General features: G+C 63.3%; 3 protein-coding genes and 1 pseudogene. 3 read left to right on the plus strand and 1 reads right to left on the minus strand.

Features of this window, described 5'->3' with window-relative positions:
- On the plus strand, window positions 1-1,910 hold a 1,910-nt coding region (locus ACH2EI_RS02205), incomplete at its 5' end, for a transketolase-like TK C-terminal-containing protein (RefSeq protein ID WP_395159013.1).
- 65 nt (window positions 1,911-1,975) lie between these two features.
- Here ACH2EI_RS02205 and ACH2EI_RS02210 read toward each other — a convergent pair.
- The gene (locus ACH2EI_RS02210) at window positions 1,976-2,878 is read right to left on the minus strand and encodes a class I SAM-dependent methyltransferase (protein WP_395159015.1); all 903 of its coding nucleotides are present in this window, start codon (window positions 2,876-2,878) and stop codon (window positions 1,976-1,978) included.
- A gap of 57 nt (window positions 2,879-2,935) precedes the next feature.
- Here ACH2EI_RS02210 and ACH2EI_RS02215 point away from each other — a divergent pair, with 57 nt between their 5' ends.
- Together ACH2EI_RS02215 and ACH2EI_RS02220 are read left to right on the plus strand one after the other, a co-directional pair.
- Window positions 2,936-3,526 carry an HhH-GPD-type base excision DNA repair protein gene (locus ACH2EI_RS02215; protein ID WP_395159017.1) on the plus strand — a complete coding sequence of 197 codons (591 nt, stop codon included), beginning with the start codon at window positions 2,936-2,938 and terminating at the stop codon, window positions 3,524-3,526.
- Window positions 3,523-4,262 (plus strand): annotated as a pseudogene (locus ACH2EI_RS02220) (hypothetical protein); the annotation flags it as partial. The gene ACH2EI_RS02215 and the pseudogene ACH2EI_RS02220, both read left to right, overlap by 4 nt.

Below are 4,262 nucleotides of genomic sequence, written 5' to 3' on the forward strand. Positions count from 1 at the left end.
AGGTCATCCAAGAACTCGAAGCCACCTTCCGTGGCGCCGGCTGGAACGTCATCAAGGTGGTGTGGGGTTCCAAGTGGGATGACCTGCTCGCCCAAGACAAAGACGGCGTGCTGCTGAACAAGATGAACACCACGGTTGATGGTGAGTTCCAGCGTTACGCGACCGAGCCGGGCGGCTATGCCCGCGATCACTTCTTCGGTCCTGACGACCGGCTGCGCCAGATGGTCTCGCACCTCACCGACGACGACATCCGCAACCTGCCGCGTGGTGGCCACGACTACCGCAAGCTGTACGCCGCCTACAAGGCTGCGTCCGACAACCTCGGCTCCGGCCGCCCCACTGTCATCTTGGCCAAGACCGTCAAGGGTTGGACGCTGGGCGAAGGCTTCGAGGGGCGCAACTCCACGCACCAGATCAAAAAGATGACCAAGAAGCAGTTGCTGGACATGCGTGACCGCCTGCATCTCCAAGATGACATCCCTGAAGAACTCGTCGACGACAAGAACCCGCCGTACATCAAGCTCCGTGCCGACTCGATCGAGTACCAGTACATGATGGAACGTCGTCGTGCCCTTGACGGTTTCGTGCCGCAGCGCACCACGCGTGTCCGCAAACCAATGTTGCTTCCCGACCCTTCGGCCTTCAAAGAGATGTGGTCGGGTTCCAACGGCCAAGCGGTGTCGACCACGATGGGCTTCACTCGTCTGCTGCGCAGCTTGACGCGTGACGAGCATGTCGGTGAACGAATCGTCCCGATCATTCCAGATGAAGCCCGCACCTTCGGTATGGACTCGCTGTTCCGTGAGATCGGGATCTATGCCTCGCAGGGCCAGAAGTATGAGCCGGTCGATCACGACCTGCTGCTCTCCTATGCCGAGTCGAAAGACGGCCAAATTCTCGAAGAAGGCATCACCGAGGCTGGCGCTATGTCGAGCTTCATCGCGGCTGGTACGAGTTACGCGACCCGCGGCGTCCCGATGATCCCGTTCTACACCTTCTATTCAATGTTCGGCTTCCAGCGCGTCGGCGACCTCATCTGGCAGGCAGCCGATATGCGGACCCGCGGCTTCTTGATGGGCGGCACTGCCGGCCGCACGACGCTGATGGGCGAAGGGCTCCAGCACCAAGACGGGCACAGCCTGGTGCTTGCCTCGACCGTGCCTGCCGTGCAGGCCTACGACCCCTCTTTTGCCTACGAAGTCGGCGCCATTGTCGACGCTGGTATCAAGCGGATGTACGGCGGCGGAACGCCCGACGAGACCGACGTCTTCTACTACATCACCCTGTACAACGAGAACTACGAGATGCCGGCGATGCCTGACACGCCCGGGCTTGCTGAGGCGATCGTCGAAGGCCTCTACAAGTGGGCCGACGCGCCCACTGGTACTGGCGAAAACGACAACGCCGCGCTGATTCCGGCGACGCTGCTGTTCTCTGGCAGCGCCCAAGGTGCCGCTCGCGAAGCCGCAACCGACCTTGCTGAGCACTACGGCGTCGGCGCCGAACTCTGGTCGGCAACGTCGTACAAGGCACTCCGCGAGGAGGGCCTCTCGGCCGAACGCCATAACCGGTTGCATCCCTCCGGCGAGCGCCGCGTCCCGCGTGTCGCACAGATCCTTGCCGACTCGCAGGGCCCCATCACCGCGGTGTCTGACTTCATGATGGCGGTCCCCGAGCAGGTCATGCGCTTCTTGCCCGACCGCACGTTCATGACCCTCGGTACCGACGGCATGGGTCGCTCCGACACGCGCGAGGCGCTGCGACGTCACTTCGAAATCGACACCGGCCACATCGTTGTTGGCGTGCTCTCGGCGCTCCTCCAAGACGGCAAGGTCGATGCCAGCGTCGTCCACGACGCCATCAGCCGCTACGACATCGACCCCGACGCCGTCGACCCCTACATCATCTAGACAGTTGCGTATGGGGTCAGGCCCCTTTCGCAACAGTTGCGAAAGGGGCCTGACCCCATACGCAACTACCTTCGCCCGGCGACGGCTCTGCGGAGTTTGCCGGAGGCGGCGCGGAGTGGTTTGGTGAGCTTGGCGACCGTCGAGTTTTCCCAGCTGTCGACTTCGGCTTGCAGTCGAGCCGTGCTGACGCGCAGTTCCGCGAGTTCGTCAGCGGTTGCCTCGCAGGCGTGTGCTGGCCACAGCCATTCCAGTGGGGCAAGGACGTCGGGAGCGTCTCCTGTTGCGCTGCGCGGGCGACACTCGACGACATACTGATAGCTCAGCGCGTCAGGGTCGGCCAGGATGAAGTTGATCGTCGCATCGCTGTGTGCGCTGCGATCGAACGGCACGTTGCTGCCACCCAACGGGAAAATCACACGGCGCATGTCGGTGGCGACAAAGCCGCATCCGTCGAGCAACTCGCGGAACGACGCCTTGGTAAACCAGCGCAAATGCGTACGGTCGAGCAGCCCATCGTCTTGGTACTCGACTCGCCCTTCGAGCAACATCAACCGGACGTCGACATGCGCTGCGTTCGGGACCGACACGACGAGGCGACCTGCCGGCGCGAGCAGCGTGACAATGTCGGCCAACACCGCCGGTGGATTACGGACGTGTTCGAGCACATCGCCGAGCAAGATCACGTCGAACTCGCCGTGTTCGATCGATGACAGTTCGGTCATGTCGAGATCAACCACATGGACAACGGCGGTCACCTGGCGTGCTTCAACGGCTGCCGATTCGTCGATCTCGACACCAACAACCGTGTTCCCGGCGGCCACGAGGTGCGTGGTCACGTGACCGGTCGAACATCCAACTTCGAGCACTCGATGCCCGCCACCGACGAGCTCGAGTGCATACGAGTGCGGGTTATTCGAGGCCGACGGATCGACAGTTGTCCGGTACTGATGGCTGGGGTTGGCGACCATAGAGCCACCATCATGGCGGACCTTCGCCTGCCTCAGCGGACACGGTAGGTTTTGGGCATGGGCGGAACGTTGTACATCACCGGCGACGAGGCAGCCGACGCACTGCTCAACACCGACCCGAATGCACTGTTGCTCGGCATGCTGCTCGACCAGCAGGTCCCAATGGAGTGGGCGTTTGCCGGCCCCGCGACCCTCAAGCAACGTCTCGGCCACCTCAACCCAGCGGCAATCGCTGCACTGGACGAAGCGTCGTTCGTTGCCATCTGCTGTGAGCAGCCGGCGATTCATCGTTTCCCCGCCTCGATGGGCAAACGCATCCAGCAGGTCTGCGCATTTCTCGTCGAACACCACGACGGTGACGCTGCGAACATCTGGCGGGACGCCGACTCTGGGCGAGACATTTTCCGACGGCTCAAGGCCCTCCCCGGCTATGGCGACGAGAAGTCGAAGATCTTCGTTGCGATCCTCGCCAAGACACAGGGCGTTGCACCGGACGGCTGGCGCGAGGCCGCCGGGAAGTTCGGCGACGACGTGCCGCGGTCCGTTGCCGACATCCACGACGAGGCCTCACTCGCTGTTGTGCGCGAGTGGAAGAAAGAGCAAAAGGCAGCCAAGAAAGACAAACAGGATCGGCCACTCTCCGCATGAACCAGCCCGCCCCACCCATCACGAACCCACCCGCCACGCCCGATACCCATCGAATCGGTGTCCTCAGCTCGCTCGATCCTGCCAGCTGGCAAAGCGACGTCGTCGCGCGGGTCATGCGCGCCCAGATCGATCTCCACCGCAACGACGTGTCACTCGACTTGCGCAGCGTTCACGAGCGAGTGGTGATGAGCCGCGCATTGTGGCAACCAGCGCTGACTACTGCCTGGCCGACCACCGTGCACGCCGTCGTCATCGAACGCGACATCGAGCCACACGATCGCGAGCGTGCAGGCGCGGCAGCGATGATTTCGATCGAGACCGACATGTTTGGCGACACGACGCTGTGGTGCGCGCTGTTCGAACAGACACTCGACCCGGCCGCCATCGACACCCGAACCCGGATGCTCGAACATCTCGGCGTCGACCGAGATCCCACCGACGGTTTCGCCGCTGCTGCCAATTCACTCGGCGGGCTCCTCACCCTGACTGACCGCTACTGCCTGGCACGAGCTGCCGACCGAGATGCGCTCGACGCGGCGCATGCCGCGCTCGCCGGTGGCCGGACTGCGTCGAGCGCTGGCCTCGTCGACGAGATTGCGCGCGTCGCTGCCGGGATAGATGAAACCGGTCCTGACGCCGCGGCACGACACACTGCTGTGCTGCAGCAGCGGGTCGCCGAGCTTGCAGCCGAACTCTCCGATGAACGAGAACGGCACGCCATGGCCGAGCGCCAGGC

It is taken from the genome of Ilumatobacter sp. (genome assembly GCF_041688325.1).
Classification (GTDB): Bacteria; Actinomycetota; Acidimicrobiia; order Acidimicrobiales; family Ilumatobacteraceae; genus Ilumatobacter_A.